At 55.8% G+C, this 18,736-nt stretch carries 16 protein-coding genes and 1 other RNA gene; 11 read left to right on the top strand and 6 right to left on the bottom strand.

Annotated features, from left to right (window positions below; genetic code table 11):
* Positions 1–3: 3 nt before the first annotated feature.
* From HFN16_RS08190 to tyrS, 11 genes are all read left to right on the top strand, one after another.
* Positions 4–1,641 carry an AMP-binding protein gene (locus tag HFN16_RS08190; protein WP_168890294.1) on the top strand — a complete coding sequence of 546 codons (1,638 nt, stop codon included), beginning with the start codon at positions 4–6 and terminating at the stop codon, positions 1,639–1,641.
* Between the two features lie 315 nt (positions 1,642–1,956).
* A complete protein-coding gene (locus HFN16_RS08185; RefSeq protein WP_168890293.1) occupies positions 1,957–2,505 on the top strand; it encodes an XRE family transcriptional regulator in 549 nt (182 codons plus the stop codon).
* A gap of 99 nt (positions 2,506–2,604) precedes the next feature.
* The gene (locus HFN16_RS08180; RefSeq protein WP_168890292.1) at positions 2,605–4,242 is read left to right on the top strand and encodes an AMP-binding protein; all 1,638 of its coding nucleotides are present in this window, start codon (positions 2,605–2,607) and stop codon (positions 4,240–4,242) included.
* Between the two features lie 566 nt (positions 4,243–4,808).
* Positions 4,809–6,182 (top strand): bifunctional UDP-N-acetylglucosamine diphosphorylase/glucosamine-1-phosphate N-acetyltransferase GlmU, encoded by a 1,374-nt coding sequence (gene glmU / locus HFN16_RS08175; protein ID WP_168890291.1) that lies wholly within the window; start codon positions 4,809–4,811, stop codon positions 6,180–6,182.
* Between the two features lie 37 nt (positions 6,183–6,219).
* Positions 6,220–6,396, top strand: coding sequence for a hypothetical protein (locus tag HFN16_RS08170; RefSeq protein WP_168890290.1), 177 nt, complete (start codon positions 6,220–6,222; stop codon positions 6,394–6,396).
* 12 nt (positions 6,397–6,408) lie between these two features.
* Complete coding sequence (locus tag HFN16_RS08165) at positions 6,409–6,690, top strand: cell division protein ZapA (protein ID WP_168890289.1); 282 nt, start codon at positions 6,409–6,411, stop codon at positions 6,688–6,690.
* A gap of 15 nt (positions 6,691–6,705) precedes the next feature.
* Positions 6,706–6,890: non-coding RNA, 6S RNA (gene ssrS, locus HFN16_RS08160), on the top strand.
* Between the two features lie 178 nt (positions 6,891–7,068).
* Positions 7,069–8,625: a ribonuclease Y gene (gene rny, locus HFN16_RS08155; protein ID WP_168890288.1), complete on the top strand. Its 1,557-nt coding sequence runs from the start codon at positions 7,069–7,071 to the stop codon at positions 8,623–8,625.
* Between the two features lie 256 nt (positions 8,626–8,881).
* Positions 8,882–9,736 (top strand): protein-glutamate O-methyltransferase, encoded by an 855-nt coding sequence (locus tag HFN16_RS08150; protein ID WP_168892298.1) that lies wholly within the window; start codon positions 8,882–8,884, stop codon positions 9,734–9,736.
* Between the two features lie 215 nt (positions 9,737–9,951).
* Positions 9,952–10,728 (top strand): TIGR00282 family metallophosphoesterase, encoded by a 777-nt coding sequence (locus tag HFN16_RS08145; RefSeq protein ID WP_168890287.1) that lies wholly within the window; start codon positions 9,952–9,954, stop codon positions 10,726–10,728.
* A gap of 56 nt (positions 10,729–10,784) precedes the next feature.
* The gene (gene tyrS / locus HFN16_RS08140; protein WP_168890286.1) at positions 10,785–12,065 is read left to right on the top strand and encodes a tyrosine--tRNA ligase; all 1,281 of its coding nucleotides are present in this window, start codon (positions 10,785–10,787) and stop codon (positions 12,063–12,065) included.
* 290 nt (positions 12,066–12,355) lie between these two features.
* Here the strand turns inward: tyrS and HFN16_RS08135 are convergent, their stop codons facing one another.
* The 6 genes from HFN16_RS08135 to HFN16_RS08110 form a co-directional block, all read right to left on the bottom strand.
* Entirely contained in the window at positions 12,356–13,234 is an 879-nt protein-coding gene (locus HFN16_RS08135) for a DMT family transporter (protein ID WP_168890285.1), read from the bottom strand.
* Between the two features lie 24 nt (positions 13,235–13,258).
* Positions 13,259–14,065, bottom strand: a complete 807-nt coding sequence (locus HFN16_RS08130) for an AraC family transcriptional regulator (RefSeq protein WP_168892297.1) — start codon at positions 14,063–14,065, stop codon at positions 13,259–13,261.
* A 453-nt stretch (positions 14,066–14,518) separates the two neighbouring features.
* Positions 14,519–14,986: a LysM peptidoglycan-binding domain-containing protein gene (locus HFN16_RS08125; RefSeq protein ID WP_168890284.1), complete on the bottom strand. Its 468-nt coding sequence runs from the start codon at positions 14,984–14,986 to the stop codon at positions 14,519–14,521.
* A gap of 53 nt (positions 14,987–15,039) precedes the next feature.
* Positions 15,040–15,807 carry a hypothetical protein gene (locus tag HFN16_RS08120; protein ID WP_168890283.1) on the bottom strand — a complete coding sequence of 256 codons (768 nt, stop codon included), beginning with the start codon at positions 15,805–15,807 and terminating at the stop codon, positions 15,040–15,042.
* Positions 15,808–15,816: 9 nt separating this feature from the next.
* A complete protein-coding gene (locus HFN16_RS08115; protein ID WP_168890282.1) occupies positions 15,817–17,244 on the bottom strand; it encodes an ATP-binding protein in 1,428 nt (475 codons plus the stop codon).
* Between the two features lie 4 nt (positions 17,245–17,248).
* Positions 17,249–18,589 (bottom strand): glucose-6-phosphate isomerase, encoded by a 1,341-nt coding sequence (locus tag HFN16_RS08110; RefSeq protein ID WP_168890281.1) that lies wholly within the window; start codon positions 18,587–18,589, stop codon positions 17,249–17,251.
* Positions 18,590–18,736: the final 147 nt, after the last annotated feature.

The following is an 18,736-nucleotide window of genomic DNA, read 5'->3' as shown; positions in this document are numbered from 1 at the left end:
TCCATGGCATTGCGTAACAAAACACTCGGCCAGTTGCTGGACGAGACTATCGAGAAGTATCCCGATACCGAGGCAGTGGTATACGTGGACCGCGACTTCCGCCTGACCTACAAGGAATTCGGCGAACTCGTGGACACCGTGGCCAAAGGCCTCATGGCATTGGGCGTAAAGAAAGGCGACAAGGTGGCCGTATGGGCCAACAACGTCCCTTACTGGGTCACGCTCCAGTTCGCCACGGCCAAAATCGGCGCCATCCTGCTCACGGTCAATACACATTACCAGTCGCATGAGCTCAAGTATCTGCTGGAACACTCGGAGACCGAGAACCTGTTCATCATCGGCGATTACCGCGGCCATGACTACCTGAACACGGTCTACGAACTGATCCCGGAACTGAAAGTTCAGGAACGCGGTCAGCTCAAGACCAACAAGTTCCCCAAGCTGGAGCGCGTCTTCTTCCTCGGCCACGAAAAGCACCGCGGCCTCTACTCCGTGCCCGAACTGCAGGCCATGGCCGCCATGGTCTCGGACGAGGAGTACCAGGCCCGTCAGGATTCCCTGGACCCGCATGACGTGGTCAACATGCAGTACACTTCAGGAACCACCGGGTTCCCCAAGGGCGTACAGCTGACCCATTACAACATCGGCAACAACGGCTACTGGATCGGCAAGAACCAGAACTTTCAGCCCGGCGATCGCCTGTGTCTGACCGTACCGCTGTTCCACTGCTTCGGCTGCGTGCTCGGCGTACTCGCCTGCATCAACCACGGCGTGACCATGGTCATCATGGAAGACTTTGTCCCGCTCGAGGTCATGAACGCCATCGACGTGGAGAACTGTACCGCCGTCTACGGCGTGCCCACCATGTACATCGCCATGCTGGACCACCCCATGTTCCCCCGCTTCGACTTCTCCACCCTGCGCACCGGCATCATGGCCGGCTCGCCCTGTCCGGTGGAAGTCATGAAGCGCGTCATGGACAAGATGAACATGAAGGAAATCACCATCTGTTACGGCCTGACCGAGTCTTCACCGGTTATGTCCCAGACCAAGATCGGTGACACCATCGAGCACATGACCGAGACCGTCGGCACCGCCATGCCCGAGGTGGAGATCAAGATCACCGACCCGGAAACGGGAGAGGAATGTCCCACCGGCGTTCAGGGTGAGGTCTGCACTCGCGGCTATCTGGTCATGAAAGGCTACTACAACAACGCCAAGGCCACCGAAGAAGCCATCGACGCAGACGGCTGGCTCCACTCCGGCGACCTCGGCGTCATGGACGAAGACGGCTATCTGACCATCACCGGCCGCCTCAAGGACATGATCATTCGCGGCGGTGAGAACATCTACCCGCGCGAGATCGAAGAGTTCCTTTACACCATGGACGGCGTCCTCGACGTGCAGGTGGCAGGCGTTCCCAGTGCAAAGTTCGGCGAGCAGGTCGGCGCATTCATCATCCTCAAGGAAGGCGTAGACCTCCAGCCGGAAGATGTCACCGACTACTGCCGCGGCCAGATCTCCCACTACAAAATCCCGAAATACGTCACGTTCCTCAAGGAATATCCCATGACCGCTTCGGGCAAAATCCAGAAATACAAGCTCCGCGACCTCGCCGCCGAACTGTGGCCTGACGCGTAGAATTGAAGAAATAAGCCTTGGGGGAACCTCTTGAAAAAGGTTTCCCCAAGCGTCCTTTCTGAACTTTTTGGCTTCGCTGCCAACAAATTCAAAAGGATAATTGAAGAATAGATGGCCGCGTTAGGGCGCACGATCCCCATAGTCACACCTCGAATTCACGCCCAAAACACCGCCTCGGCGCATACGGTCTTGTGACTTCCGCACAATACACCTGCGCCGCTATAAAAAGTTTAGGAGATTCTTAAGAACCCTTTCCAAAGGGTTCTTAAGGCCCCCGGCAGGGCCGCCGGAGGCAAATAGACAAGGAGAGAGATTGTGGAACAGTACAAAGACATTGCTCCTCGTCTGATCGGTGTTCGCGAGGGCATCGGCTGGACGGTCAAGGAGATGGCGGACCTGCTCGGTCTGCCGGAAGAGAAGGTGGCGGAATACGAATCCGGCGAAGTCGAGATCCCTGTGGGATACATGCTGGACGTTTCCCGTCTGTGTCGCGTGGACCTGACCACGCTGATTTCCGGTCGCGAACCGCACCTGAAATCGTACTCGCTGGTGCGCAAAAACGAAGGTTTTTCTGTCGATCGTCGCAAGGATTACGACTACAAAAGCCTCGGTTACAAGTTCGCGGGCCGCGAGATGGAGCCATTTTTGATCACGGTTCCAGCCAAATCCGGTGAGGAAATGACGGAAACTTCCCACCGCGGACAGGAATTTATTTACGTACTCAAGGGCCGTTTGGAGGTCCGCATGGGTGGCGAACCCATCATTGTTGAAGAAGGCGATTCGCTCTACTTCAACTCGGAAACGCCTCACGCTCTGCGTGGTTTGGACGGCAAAGAAGTAACGTTCCTCGACGTAATTCTGTAGGGCCGGGCGCTGTGAGGCGCTCCGCCCGGACAAAGTTTTTGACGATTTTTTACACTGGAAAACCGAAAAAACACCACGGAATTACGGAGAAAACCGACCATGTTTACCAAAGGAACTTACGAAGACTTCGCGGACTTCTGCGCAAACTATAAACTCGAAGCACCCGAGAATTTCAACTTCGCCTACGATGTTCTGGACAAAATGGACCCCGCAAAGACTGCGCTGATCCATGTTGACGATGAAGGCAAACGCCGCGAATTCGACTTCAAATTCTTCCAGGAAGAGTCCGCACAGCTCGCCAATTCCCTCATGGAAAAGGGCGTAAAAAAGGGCGACCGCGTCATGCTGGTGCTCTATCGCCGCGTGGAATACTGGACCGTCATGCTCGCCATGCACCGCATCGGCGCCATCCCGATCCCGTCTCCTTCCCTGCTGACCAAGAAAGATATCTCCCAGCGCGTCAACTACGCCAACGTCTCCGCCATCATCTGCGAAGACACCATCTGCGACCGCGTGGACGAGGCCAAACCGGAATGTCCCGGCCTGAACCTGCTCGTGCAGGTAGACGGTCTGCTCAAGGACGGCTGGCTCGACTACAGGGAGCTCCTTGCCTCGGGCGACGTCGAATGTCCTCGCACTGCCGATTCTCCCGGTGGCGACGACCCCATGGTGATCTTCTTCTCCTCCGGCACCACCGGTCTGCCCAAGATGGTGCTGCACAACCACAACTACCCTTACAGTCACTACACCACCGGCGCCATCTGGCACGATCTGGAGGACGGCGACGTCCACCTGACGCTCTCCGACACCGGTTGGGGCAAGTCCGTATGGGGCAAATTCTATGGCCAGTGGATGGCTGGTGCCGTCGTCTTTGTCTGGGATTTCCGTGGTGCATTCAGTGCCGCCAATCTCCTCCAGATCATGGCCGACAACAAGCTGACCACCTTCTGTGCGCCGCCCACCGTCTACCGTTTCCTCGTGCGCGAAGACCTCTCCGAATACGATCTCTCTTCTCTGCGCCACTGCACCACTGCTGGCGAACTCCTGAACGATTCGGTCTTCCACGCCTGGGAAAAGGCTCTGAACATGCCCATCTATGAAGGATATGGTCAGACCGAAACCACCCTGCAGGTGGCCACCCTCAAGTTCATGAAGCCCAAGCCCGGTTCCATCGGCAAACCCATGCCCGGTTGGGACATCGCGCTCATGGACGAGGAAGGCAACGAAGTGCCGCAGGGTGAAGAAGGCGAAATCTGCATCCGCATCGACAAGCCCGTTCTCGGTCTGTTCGATTCCTACATGGACGAGCCGGAAAAGACTGCCTCCGTCAAATTCGACGGCTGGTATCACACCGGTGACAAAGCCTGGGCTGACGAAGACGGCTATCTCTGGTTCATGGGTCGCACCGACGATCTGATCAAGAGTTCCGGTTACCGCATCGGACCCTTTGAGGTCGAATCCGCCCTCGTGGCCCACGATGCCATTGTCGAAGCCGCTGTTACCGGCGTGCCCGACGATGTTCGCGGCCAGCTCGTCAAGGCCACCGTGGTGCTCGCACCCGGTTACGAAGGCAACGACGAGCTCACCAAAACGCTCCAGGATTTCGTCAAGAACCTGACCGCGCCGTACAAGTATCCCCGTATCATCGAGTACGTCACCGATCTGCCCAAGACCATCTCCGGCAAGATCAAGCGCAAGGAAATCCGCGAAGCCGATCTCAAGAAGTACTCCGCTTAGCGTAGTATAGTTGCAAATAATGAATCCGCCCTGTCCGACTTTCGTCGGTCAGGGCGGATTTCTTTTGCCGCTTTGCGGCTGCCTCCGGCGGCTGGGAGAAGGGGAGGAAAAACCCTTTGGAAAGGGTTCTTTCCTCCCCTTCCCCCAGCCCCCCATCCCCTCCTTTTCCTAAACTTTTTATCGGCTCATCCGCGCGGGGATGATTGGATAATAAGACAAACTTCTTCCTCGAAACGTCACTCGTTTTAGATAAAGTTTGATAAATAGTGTTCGTTTGATTCTCGAAATAACTCGAGCGAAGCAAGCTATATAAAGTTTAGGAGATTCTTAAGAACCCTTTTCTCAAAGGGTTCTTAAGCAGTCGGGCTTCAGCCGTTAGCGAGTCTTCGAGCTTTACGGATGTAGACAGCAGCGATAGACGCCCCCTCCGGCGAGGAGGCCCGCGGCAGCGCTGCCGGAAGCACACAGAAACGACAACTTTTCTTGTCCTTTTCTTTCCAACGCTGTATTTTGCCCGAATCGATAGAACGAACATCGACGAAAACCGTATGAACGGAGAACAAAATATGTCTGAAACGTCCGTTACTGCTGTTGTTCTTGCTGCTGGCAAGGGCACTCGCATGCACTCGGCAAAACCGAAGGTGCTGCAAACGATCCTGAACGAACCCATGCTGTACTACGTGTATGCAGCACTGGAGCCGCTGTTCAGCAAAAATATCCTGACTGTGATTGGCCACGGCGCTGATCAGGTGGAAGCGGCGTTCCCGGAAAAGGCTGGCAGCTTCGTGCTGCAGGCCGAACAACTGGGAACCGGGCACGCCCTGCAGGTTGCTTGGGACGCTGTGAAAAAAAGTGGCGCCACGCATTGCACGGTGATCAATGGCGACACCCCGCTGGTGAAGACCGAGGCCATGGAACGGCTGACCGCTGTTGCCGGGAGCAACGACCTGGCATTCATGACCATCACCCCCAAGGATGCGGGCGCATTCGGCCGCGTGGTGCGTGATGAAGATCGCCGTATCACGGCCATCGTGGAAGCCAAGGATTACGATATCAACAAGCACGGCCCTGTCACTGGTGAAGTGAACGCCGGGATCTACCTGCTCAAGGTGGAGACCATTGAGGCCCTGCTCGACGAACTCAAGAATGAAAATGCCAGCGGTGAATACTACATCACCGATCTGGTGGGCCTTGCTGTAGCTCGCGGCCTGAAGGTCGAAGGCGTACAGTGCGGTGATGATCTGAGCCTCATGGGCATCAATAGCCCGCGTGAACTGGTACATGCCGAGAACGCCCTGCGCAGCATGATCGTGGAAGATCTGCTGGACAAGGGCGTGCTGGTCCACAATCCGCAGACTGTCATCATCGGCCCTCGCGTCACGGTAGAGCCGGGCGTGGAGATTTTCGGCCACTGCGAGATCTACGGCAAATCCGTAGTCAAAGCTGGCGCACGCATGGGTTCTTATAATTATATCACCGACTCCACCTTTGAGGCTGGCTGCGATATCAAGCAGTTCTGCCACATCGAAGGAGCCGAGGTCGGCCCGAATTCGTGGGTTGGTCCGTATGCCCGTTTGCGTCCGGGTGCGGTGCTCAAAGACGGCGCACGAGTCGGCAACTTTGTCGAGATGAAAAAGGCCGTGCTGGGCGAGGGCTCCAAGGCGAGCCATCTGACCTATCTGGGCGACACCGAGGTGGGTAAGGGAGCCAACATTGGCGCCGGAACAATCACCTGTAATTATGACGGCAAAAACAAATTCAAAACCACCATTGGCGACGGGGCTTTCATCGGCTCCAACACCGCCCTTGTGGCCCCAGTGACCGTTGGCCGCGAAGCATTGGTGGGCGCGGGTTCCACCATTACCCGCGATGTGCCGGACGAAGGCGCCGGCATCGCGCGCGGCAAGCAGCGAAACATCGAGCGCAAGCTTAAAAAATGAGATTGATTTTTAACAAGTACAAGGATAAATACAAAGTATGGAAATTGTCGACCAACTTGAAGAACGTTTCGGAAAGTTGTTAAATAAAATTATCGATTTAAAGGACGAAAATCAGCGCTTGAGGGAGGAAGTCGAAGCCGAACGGGATAAGCGGCGCGACATTGAATCTCGCATCGACACGCTTTTGGAGAAAATCCAGAACGAGCTGGAATAACAGCGAGAAACAATGCCACGCTACACGTTGAACCTGTTTGGTCTTGATATTTCCTTCAAGACGGATGCGGAAAACGACCGTATCAATGCTGCACAGGAATATCTTGAACAAAAGTACAAGGAGCTGACCGCCGGGGCCGGTGATCTGAGCAAGGAAAAGGCGCTAACTTTTCTGCTTCTCAGCCTCGCCGACGATTATTTGGTCAGCACTACAAGACTTGTGCAGCTGGAAGAGAAGATCGGAGAGATTTTGGACAAGACCGAATCAATCCAGGCCGATGATAGGAAGGATTGAGGTCAGGCAAAAGAAATTACCCTGGGGCGTTTGTGATTGCCCGGAGTGTTATTGAACCAATGCTCTGACAAAGGGTTAGCGCTCCAGCGTGCCGGTGAGCAGGCCCGACTCGAATCGGGAAGCCTAAAGGTGCGCGAGCCGTGCCCACCTGGACATACCAGGTTCTAAACAAACAGGTAACACGGCCTCCCGGGGATTTTTCCAAACCGGATGACCGGTAAATAGATATATACATTAGCCAGCCAATATTTCACCGACAGTTGCATTAGCATCCTTCTCTTCTTGTACGCTTCGCGTGCCGTGCAAACTCTTGCGCTGCCTGTAGGCGAAAACAGACCGCCCAAAGTCTGTCAACATTATATATAAGAGGAGAACCCCATGTTAACCGAAATCGCCATGATCGGTGCAGGCGTAGGGGTCGGGCTGGGGACCGGCTATCTACTGCAGCGATACATTTCAGATAAACAGATTTCCGACTCACAGGGGCTGGCAGAACGTATTGTTTCCGAAGCCCGCAAGGAGAGCGAAGCCCTTAAAAAGGAAGCACGCCTCCAGGCTCAGGACGAAATCTACAGTCAGAAGAAAGAGCTGGAGCGCGAGTTCAAAGACCGCGAAACCCAGCTGAAAAGTGAAGAAAAACGCCTGCATTCCAAAGAGGAACGTCTGGATTCCAAGCGCGAAAAAGTCGCTGACAAGGAAGCCCAGATCGTTGAGCTGGAAAAACAGCTCATCAAAAAGGAAAAGCAACTCGGCGACATCGAGGAAGAACTCGAATATAAAGCTGACGAGCATGAGCGCAAGCTGCAGGAAATCTCTGGGCTGACCGTCGAAGAGGCCAAAGAAAGCCTCATGACCGAGATCGAATCCCGCACCCGCCACGAAGCCGCCAAGATGATTCGCAACATCGAAATGGAGGCCAAGGAAAATGCCAGCAAAAAGGCCAAGGAAGTACTTTCTTTGGCCTTGCAGCGTTATGCGGGCGACTATGCAGGCGAGCAGACCGTCACTGCCGTGACCCTGCCCTCCGAAGATATGAAGGGCCGCATCATCGGTCGCGAGGGCCGCAACATCCGCGCCCTTGAAGCCGCCACCGGCGTCGATCTGATCATCGATGATACCCCCGAGACCGTGGTTCTGTCCGCGTTCAGCCCGCTCAAGCGCGAAGTCGCCAAGCAGGCTCTGGAACGCCTGATCCACGATGGCCGCATTCACCCGGCCCGCATCGAGGAGATCGTCCGCAAGGTCGAGTCCGAGATGGACACCAAGCTCAAGGAAATCGGCGAGCAGGCCACCTTCGACGTTGGCGTGCACGGCATCCATCCCGAGCTGGTCAATCTGCTGGGCCGCCTGCACTACCGCACCTCCTTCTCCCAGAACGTGCTGCAGCACTCCATGGAAGTAGCCTTCCTCTGTGGCGTCATGGCCGCTGAGCTCGGCCTCAACGAGAAGGAAGCCAAGCGCGCGGGCCTGCTGCACGACCTCGGCAAGGCCGTCGACCACGAGATCGAAGGCCCCCACGCCATCATCGGCGCAGACCTGGCCAAAAAGCACGGCGAATCCAAGGATATCATCCACGCCATTGCCGCGCACCACGAAGACACGCCGCCCATGTCCATCCTGGCCAATCTGGTTCAGGCTGCCGACTCCCTGTCCGGCGCACGTCCCGGTGCACGTAAAGAGCTGCTTGAGAACTACGTCAAGCGCCTTGAAGAGCTGGAAGGCCTGGCCACCAGCTTCGACGGCGTGTCCAAGGCCTACGCCATTCAGGCAGGCCGCGAAATCCGCGTCATGGTGGACTCCGACAAGATCGGAGACGAGAACACCTATGTTCTGTGTAAGGACATCGCGGAAAAGATCGAAAACAACATGACCTACCCTGGCCAGATCCGGGTCACGGTCATCCGCGAGAAGCGTGCCGTCGGGTACGCGAAATAACGCGATCATTCAGCCCGGTTCCGCTCTCGGAACCGGGCTTTTTTTTCCGATGCCGCCAACCGAGGGCGAAAACGTTAAATTCTTGCGCACCTATGCAGATTATCATGGCGCGTCGCATCTTTTTTGAGGCATAGTATTTGAGCACGGCTGACAACTATATACTGAGCCGACGCGGAGAAGACAGACAATGACCGCAAATAATGGCAAGACAACCAAAAAGATCGCAGTCTTAGACGAAAAGGGCCTGAACGATTCCATGAAGAAATCCATGAGCCTCTTCCGTGCCGAAATGGGGGACAAGGAATTCGCACGCTTTTCCGAGCTGATCCAGAGCGAATTCGGCATCAAGATGCCACCTACCAAGAAGGTGCTTCTTCAGTCACGTTTCCAGAAGCGCCTGCGCGCGCTGGGCATGCATTCCTATAAGGAATATTGCGATTACGTTTTTTCCGAAAAGGGCCGCGAGATGGAGCGGCGCCACCTCATTGACGTTGTCACCACCAACACCACGCATTTTTTCCGTGAGCCCAAGCACTGGGATATCATCAACAATATCGTGCTGCCTGACCTGTGGCGACGCGGCGTTGGCCGTGGCGCTCCCCTGAAGATGTGGAGTGCAGGCTGCTCCAGTGGCGAAGAGCCCTACACTCTCGCCATGGTCCTGTCCGAGTTCGGAGCCAAGCACAACGGCTTTGACTACACCATTATGGCCACTGATATTTCCGCTGAAATTCTTGAGAAAGCCAAGCGTGCCATCTACTCCATGGAAAAGGCCGACGAAATCCCCATGGAAATGAAGAAGAAGTATGTGCTCAAGAGCAAGAACAAGGCAAAGCCACTCATCAAGATCGATTCCGTGCTGCGCAACAAGATTCGCTTCCAGCGCCTTAATTTCATGGACAACTTTCAGTTGCAGGACAAGCAGGACATCATCTTCTGCCGCAACGTGGTCATCTATTTCGATCGCTCCACACAGGTGGTGCTGTTCAACAAGTTCTGTAACAACCTCAAGCCCGGCGGCTACCTGTTCATCGGCCACTCAGAATCCCTGTCCGGCATGAAGCTGCCACTCAGACAGGTTGCCCCCACGGTTTTCCAACGAGTGGGTTGACGTTAACCACAGGATGATTATTCCTTCCTTGCCCCGGTTTACTATCTGAACCGGGGCAATTACATTCACGACGACGAAAACAATCTGCACCAAAGGTGCACAAGCGGGATGCAAGGGCGCGAGTTCTTGCCCGCCGGAGGCGAAATCACCAGACAGCCCCGCCCGCAGGGCGGTATCCACTCCTGATTTCCCTCCCCCAAAGGAACGCCACACATATGCGCATACTTTTCCTCGGCGACGTAGTAGGTCGCCCGGGCCGTCGGGCCCTGACAGAGAATCTTCCCCGCATCCGAAAGGAGTTGGAAGCAGACTTCGTGTTCGTGAACGGCGAGAACGCCAGCGGCGGCTACGGTCTCAAGACCAAGCACGCCAAAGAATTCTTCAAGGCAGGCGTGGACGGCATCACCGGCGGCAACCATATCTGGAAGTACAAAGACCTCTACAATATGCTGGATAAGGATGGTCGCATCGTACGTCCGCACAACTACGCCGACCACCTGCCCGGCAGCGGCGTCGCCGTATTCGAAAAAACCGGCTTCCCCAAGGTGGCAGTCATCAACATCATCGGCCGCACCTTCATGCCGCCCATCGACTGCCCCTTTGCCTCCATCGAGACCGTGTTGGACGAGCTTCCTGCCGACATCCCGGTTCAACTGGTGGATTTCCACGCCGAGGCCACAGGCGAAAAGATCGCCATGGGATATTTTCTGGACGGCAAGGTTTCCGCCATGGTCGGCACCCACACGCATGTCCAGACCAACGACGCCAAGGTCCTGCCCGGGGGCACTGCCTATCTGACCGATCTGGGTATGTGCGGAGCCGAGGATTCCTGCCTCGGCATGAAGCCGGAAATCATTCTGGACCGTTACCTCACCGGGTTGCCCAGACAGCTCGAGGCAGCCTCCGGAAGAGGTATTTTACAAGGCGCGATTTTTGACATAGATGATACGACCGGGCGGGCGCTTTCCATGGCGACCTACCGGCAGAATTAAGGATGCCGCAAGACGCGGCTGGATTACGCGATTGACGCAAAATACATGAGGAATCGATGAATATTTACGACGATTTGAAATGGCGGGGGCTTATCAATCAGGTTTCTGACGAAGAGAAGGTACGCGAGTATCTGTCTCAGCCTGGCGCCACCATGTATTGCGGCTTTGACCCGACTGCCGAATCCCTGCACATTGGTAACCTGGTTCCCCTTCTCTGCCTGGTGCGCATGAAGCGCGCCGGTCACAACCCGCTCTACCTGATGGGTGGTGCCACCGGTCGCATCGGCGATCCCTCCGGCAAGGACAAGGAACGCGAGCTTTCCGATCCCAAGATGATGGAAGAGCGCCTTGAGAAGATCAAGGCTCAGGTTCGCCGCTTCGTCGAGCGCAACACCAATGAGCGCCCCGACATCGTCAACAACTACGATTGGACCAAGGACATGACTGCCATCGAGTTGCTGCGCGACGTGGGCAAGCACTTCACCATCAACTGGATGCTCCAGAAGGAATCCGTCAAGGGCCGCATCGGCCGTGACGAAGTCGGTATTTCCTACACCGAATTTTCCTACATGATCCTCCAGTCTTATGACTTCTACCATCTCTACAAGAACCGTAACTGCAAGCTGCAGATCGGTGGTGGCGATCAGTGGGGCAACATCACCGCAGGTTGCGAATTCATTCGCCGCCGCGAAGCCCACGAAGGCGACCAGGCCGAAGCATTCGCCCTGACCTTCCCGCTCATCACCACTGCATCCGGCAAGAAGTTCGGCAAGTCCGAAGGTAACGCCGTATACATGAATGCCGAGCTCACCTCGCCCTACGCCTTCTACCAGTACTTCATCAACACTGATGACCGCGACGTCATCAAGTTCCTGAAGATCTTCACCTTCCTCAACGAGGCCGAAATCAAGGCCATTGAGAAGGAGATGGAAGAGGCACCGCATCTGCGCATCCCGCAGAAGCGTCTGGCCGAGGAAGTCACCCGCATGATTCACGGCCAGCACGAGCTGGATCGTGTTCTGGCAGCCACCGAGGCACTCTTTGGCAAGGGTGATCTCAAGGCAGTTGATCCCGGCACTCTGCGTTCCGCGCTCGAGTCCGCTCCCAACTTCCGTTACGCACCCGGCGACGTTCCCGATCTGCCCCAGATGTTGGTGGACCTCGGTCTCGTCAAGTCCAAGGGCCAGGCCCGCAAGGACATCAAGGCTGGCGGCGTCTACATCAACGGCGAGCGTTTCGAAGACGGTCAGGAAATCGCTGATACCGATTTCATCGCCAATGAGATGCTCATCATCCGTAAAGGCAAGAAGAACTACGGCCTGATCACCAAGGGCTAGTCAGTTACAGATAATAATTTAATCCGCCCTGATCGACTGTCGTCGGTCAGGGCGGATTTCTTTTTGCCGTTTTGCGGCAGCCTCCGGCGGCTGGGGGAAGGGGAGGAAAAACCCTTTGAAAAGGGTTCTTTCCTCCCCTTCCCCCGCGTCAGCTCTTAGGCCGAACTTGTTCGGTCTTAGAGATGTCGACAGCAGAGATAGACCCCCATCCCCTCCTTTTCCTAAACTTTTTGGTGGCGCATTCGCGCGGGCACTGGGCCTTGTAGAGGTACCCTGCTGCTCGGTGGGTTTTACTTTGAGATCATGACTATTCCGCCGAGGACACAAGCGCAGCCTGTTAGTTGAGCCCAGCCGATGGGTTCACCGAGGATGAGGGCGGAGAGGATCAGTGCGGATACTGGCATGACGGCGGTGAAGACTCCGGCTGTGGAGGCCGGGACTTTAGTAATGCCTGCGAACCAGAAGAGGTAGGCGAGAACGGTTATGCCGAGGCCGTAGTAGACGACAGTCAGCCAACCTGTTGTGGAGACGGCAGCGAGATCGGTGGTTGTCAATTCGTAGAGGCCAACAGGAAGGAACCAGAGGAGACCGAACAGGGAGATGATTGTGGAGACGGCCAGTGGTGAAAGCGGTTCGGGGACGGTCTTTCTCATGAGGAGGAACAGCGACTCGAAGATGACGGCGCCGAGTACGAGCAGGTTTCCTAAGAGAGGATTGCTGCCGGTTACGCCACCGGAATCCTGGACGAGATTGATGACGATAACGCCAGCGACGGAAAGGATGATACCGAGGCTGGCACGGTTGGATGGTCTCTCATTAAGGAAGAGCCATGCGATGACACCCATGCAGGCCGGGGTGGTGGCCGTGACAATACCTGCGCTGGATGGTGCGGTAAACGTCAGGCCGTAGAGCAGGAAGACGGTGAAGAGGAACGAACCGCAGAGGGATTGCAGGGCGAGCATGACCCAGGAACGGCGAGAGATAGCTGGAAGGCCGCCTTCGTGCACTTTTATGAGCGGGAGCAGGACGACTAGGGCAAGGGCGAAGCGGATGGCCGAGGAGAGGAAGACGGGCAATTCTGCCACCATGATCTTTCCGGCCACCACGGAGCTGCCCACGATGACCATGGCCAGAACAAGATTGAGATATGCGGTGGTAGTTGCAGACATGGCGGCACCATATCTGCGGGGCGCTTAACTGTTTTGAAGAATATTGCGGTATTTGCCGGGAGTGACACCAACCTGCCGCTTGAAGAGCCGTGTCAGGTGCGCCTGATCAGAAAAACCACAATCCACGGCAATGTCGGCAAGGCGATCGCTCCCAAGCAATCGATCACGGGCACGCTCGACGCGAACCTGCGTAAAATAGCTGTGCGGCGTTACGCCCATGTGCTTCTCAAAGACGCGAACAAGATGAAACGGTGACAATCCAGCCAACCCAGCCAACTCAGTCAGCGACACATCCTCTTGAAAACGATCCTGAATCACTTCCCTCGCCCTATTGACGGCGTCATGTTCACGACCATCCTTGGGCCAAACGCCCTTCTCATCGGCATACCGGGATATCCAGTGTGCCAAAAGCCACAGCAACCGCGTTTCCTTCTCGATAGCCGAAGTATCTGGTGACTCCAGCAAGGCATGGGTCTGATGAATACACCCGGCCAACGCGGGGTCATCAATGACGCCCATCCGAAAGTTCGGCAAAGAAGGCCGCACCATCAGGGCTGTGGCAGCTTCCAACAACGCCTCAGGCCGCATGTAGAACATCCGGTAGGCCCAGCCGCCCTCGTCCGCTCCATGCCCGTCATGCGCCTCACCCGGCACCACCAGATTGACCTGCCCCTTGGGCGCCACCATGGTCTCGCCAAGATATCGAAAACGCATGGCCCCATCCTCGATGCAGCCCACAGCGTAGCCTTCATGAAAATGCCGGGAGAAGGAATGCGTCACAAACCGCGCACGCAACAAATCCACCCCACCAAGAAACGGCAAGGAGACCATGGAAGAAGATTCTTTCGTTGCAGTGCGACCCATCTTCAAAGCATGTACCGGAAATCAAAGAAAAGCAATCCGCCTATAAAAATCAAATAAATCAGACCAATACCTAAAATTCCTCGGCATCCCCAAAAGGCAAAACAGCAAAGCGCCTTTTGCCGCTCCTCCAAACGAAGCCTTCACCCGCCCCCACCTTACGAAGCACTCTCCCCCAACAAGGAGCCAAAAGGCGACGCCCCGTCCACTCTCCCCGACACCTTGAGGCTTCGGAGAGTGGTGCAGCCGCTAGGCGACGGGCACGATTCACCCGCAGGCGTAGCCCAGCTACGGTGAGGATTGAATCGCGCCCGGCAACGACGCGGATGCGCCGCTCTCCGAAGCCGGCACCCTCGAAATCACGACATAAAAAAAGGGCCGTCCCAAGAGGAACGGCCCTTTTTTTATGTCGTGATTTCGAGGCTAGAAAGAGTAGCCGAGAGCAGCACGCATCTCTGCAGGCAGCATGGCGTCCTGACCGGGCTCGAGAGCCTGCCAAGGTGCGCCGGCTTCCTTGCGGGATGCCTTGACGTCTTCGAGATCGAAGCCGTAGCGGGGGATCTCGAACTGCTGACCGGGGTAGATCAGATCAGGATTCTTGATCTGGTCACGGTTAGCCTTGAAAATAAGGGGCCACATGAAGGGATCGTTGTACACGTGCTTGTACTCAGAGATCCACCACAGGCATTCACCCTTGGTTACGGTGTGGGACACGGGCAGTGCATCGTACTCGGCCTTGTAGACCTGCATGGGGTCGGTGACGACCTTTTCTTCAACGATGACTTCCTTTTCTTCGACTACAACCACTTCGGGTTCTGTCTTAACTTTCTTGGAGCAACCCCAGGCAAAGATAAGGCACATGGCGATTGCGAGCAAAATCAGCTTCTTCATTAACGGCCTCCTCGAAATTTAGCTTTCTTTCAATATAACCTGATGCAGCCAGATCAATTGTTCATTCTCCCCGCCCAATTATCAATTATTTTCTTTTCTTGCAACACCATTTTGCTTGACGGATTCTGCTCGAGAGCCTGGTTTACGGCCTCGGCAGCCTCTTCGAGCCAGCCGCCCAGACGCAGGGACTGACTGGCAAGGATGTACATACGTTCAGATTCAGGACCGTAAATGGCATGAATCAAACCGTCGTATTCATCCTTGAAAACAGCCCTAACCCGCTCATTTTGCGAGAAAATATACCGCGCAAGGAGGACATTGTCGCTATATCGGCGGAGATAATAAGGCAACAACTGTCGGCACTTGGCGATGATAAAGCGGATACGCTCTATCTCACGGCGAATGGATTCTTCCGTCTGGCTAAGAATCTGGAACAACTGCCCGGTGATATCTTTCTCACTGGTCTGCAAATCCTGTTCACTTAATTCATGAAACCATGGCGCATAGTTCTGCTTCTGGTAGGCATCTTCCTTGAGCTTGATGGTCTCGTGGAAAATATACCCGATGGCCCAGTCCAGAAACTTGCCACCAAGCTGCGAATGGGGATCATTACGGAACACATGATGCGCCGTATCCTTCATACGCCACAAAAGCCCCTTGTCCATCTCGTTGCCCACAATATCCTTGAAGACCTCGAACTGCAGTGTCCCATCTTCATCGAACATGTGGAACTGATCCTCAAGCACTTCGCAGCTCTGGCAGAAGAACTTGAACAGATCACGGACAAATTCCGGATGCTTAACTTGAACCCATCTAGACATATATCTTTCCTACTGTTCCGGGAAAAGGATGTCCACCCTTGCACCACCGTCTTCGGCGTTGGAGAGGTGCATCTCCACGCCATGTGACTCGAGAATGGTGGAAACCAACGCCAGACCCAACCCAGTTCCCGCGTCCTTGGTGGTAAAGAAGGGGTCACGCACCTTGTCGAGATGCTCGGGCGTAAAGCCGGGCCCGGTATCCTGCACGGTTACATGCAAACGCCCTTCATCCTGGGCGGCGCGAATGTAGATGTGTCCGCCCTTTCCATCCATGGCCTGCAACGCGTTGGCTACCAGATTGTAGAAGGCGCGGTACAACAAATCCTTGTCTCCCTGCGCAGAGAGATCGCCTGAGTACTCGCGGTCAATGGTCACCTCGAGCTTTTCGCACTCCTGTTCCATGAACACGGCCAACTGATCCAGCAATTTACCCACATCCAGAGGCATCATGGCCGGCTTCTTGGGCCGGGCATAGTCGAGGAACTCGGCAACCGTTCGCGAGAGCCGCTTGGCCTCTTCGTGCAAGGCTTGGAGGATACGGGTATAGGAGCTTCCTTCCTTTTCAGCCTTCTTGAGAATCAGCTCGGAGCTGGAACAGATGATGCCCAACGGATTGCGAATCTCGTGAGCCACACCAGCCACCATGCGGCCCATGCCTGCCAGCTTCTCCTGCTGCTGCAACTCGAAGATGAGCTGTTCCTTTTCCTTGAGCTGCTTGTTGCTAAGACGCTCTGCGCGCCGAAGAACCGCAACCACAATAAGGAAGAGGACTACAGAAGTGAGCAGGGAAAAGGCAATGACGAGTCGCTCGAAGTTGAGCATGGCCATGAAATCCGAGGTGATATCCTGATTGAACTCCAGCACACCCATGATGGGGTTTTCATCAATATTGGTCAGACTGCGCTCCGCCCTGAGGGGATAGTAGGCCTGCAACATGAGACTGCCGGGCTTGAGATTGACCCTGAAGATGGACACCATCTTGGAGACCTTGGCCAAAATCTGCGAGGAGAACAGGGCGTTCTCCCACGTTTTGGTCACCATGAACAGCGCGTTGCCCTGCTTACCGACCTCGTCCTTGTCCAAGGAATAGGTGATGACACCGTTGGCATCATAGATACGCAGGGTCGTGACATGGAAACTATGGATGGTGGATCGCACCACTTCATCGAGCGCCTGGGCCTGCTGCGGATTGCGCAGGCTAATGCGGCCATACCGCATGGCGGTAGGCATGACGAAGCGGGTGAACACCTGATGGCTGACGTTCTCCGCCAGCAACAGGCCGAACTCTTCCTGTTTCTCCAGCAGAGTGCGTTCAGCGTATTTCGAAATGAAGACCGACAGCAGCAGACTGAAGCCAAGAATAATGGCGAACAGGCTCCATGAAATGACTTTTACGAACTGGAGCGGCCTGCTGCCGCCGTCATTATGTTGTACCAAAGGGTTAGAACTCCCGTATATCCCTGTCAGCCGTGAGGAATTCGTTCAGGTCCGCCTTTTCTTCGGCCAAGCCGTCGGCGTCCATGCGGGCCTTGGCAAGGCGCTTGCCGAGCTCCACCGCAGGCTGATCCAGGGGGTTGATGTCCATGAGCCATCCGGTCAGGATGGTGGCCGCGCCGAGCAGCGCGATCAACTTACCCGCCTGTCTGGGACCGTCTTCGCCCATCTGCAACTCCACCAGCGGCACGCCGTTCTTGGAGAGCGCCATGCGAGTGCCGAGTCCTTCGGCCTGGATGAGTTCACCGAAGTCCTTGCCGCGCACGTAGCCGAACTGATCCGGCAGATCGGACGGGAACTTCGGCCCGGCAGGCAGATTCGGGCAGGTCAGGAACAGACACGCCTTGTTTCGGATGCCATCCATGAACATCTGGTTCACGGAGTGCTGATCCGTCACGCCGATGGCAGGCACCGGCTGGCTACCCTTGCCCTCCTTACCCAGGGACTCGGCCCAGAGTTGGGCGAACCAGTCACCAAAACTGGCCCACAGAGGGATATAGGCAAAAAAGATCATTTCATCAAACCCCTTGTCCAACAGAGCCGCGCCCCACACAGCCAGTTGGAAAGAGCTGTGCTTCTTGAGCGCATCACCTGTCAGACCGGGATCGGCTAAGATATCGGCCACTTCACGGGCACCGGCCATGAGTGCATCGATATCCATGCCCAGGAACAGGGCCGGAATCAGACCAACAGCCGAAAGCACTGAGTAACGGCCGCCAAGGTTGTCGGGCACAGGCAATGCCTTGATACCGTACTGCTCCACTTCGCCACGCAGGAAGCCCTGCTTCTCGTCCGTGACCAGCAGCATGTGCTCGGCCCACTTGTCGCCGAGGCGTTCCTGCGCCCATTCCTTGAGGATGAAATATTGGCCCACGGTCTCAATGGTACCACCGGATTTGGACACCGTGACGATGACAGTCTTTTCCGCGGGGAGCTTGGCCAGATACGCTTCCAGCGCATAGGCGTCCACGTTGTCGGCGATCCAGAGATACGGTCCGTCGTGACCGGGTTGATCCTGCTGCGGGAAAAAGGCCTGCTGGAGGGCACGGGCGCCCAGCGCAGAACCGCCGATGCCGAGCAGCAGCATGTGGTCAAACTTCTTGAGGTAGCCTTTCAGCTCTCCCAACTGCTCCTTCAGGGAAGCCGCATAGGGCATAGTCAGAAACGGCAGCCTCCCGGCGGCGGTCTCCTGAGATAATCGCGCTGCCATCTCTTCGGCACGCGCCGCGTATGCGTCTACATCCAGTTTATCCAGGTCCGCGTTCGTCCAGTCCAGATTATCAGCCATGACGACCTCCGTGTGTCAGCATATGGGTTTCTCGCATTAATGCCTTCCGGCAATTCACCGCCAATAAACTAGTACACAGCGAGGGAAAGGATACCATTATTTTTAAAAAAGTGAAGCAAATCAGAAAATCAGCGAAGAAGTCACAGC

Source organism: Pseudodesulfovibrio sp. zrk46 (assembly GCF_012516435.1).
In the GTDB taxonomy this organism is placed as follows: Bacteria; Desulfobacterota; Desulfovibrionia; order Desulfovibrionales; family Desulfovibrionaceae; genus Pseudodesulfovibrio.
Note: the sequence above shows the minus strand (reverse complement) of the source record. Positions and strands in the feature narration are given on the sequence as shown.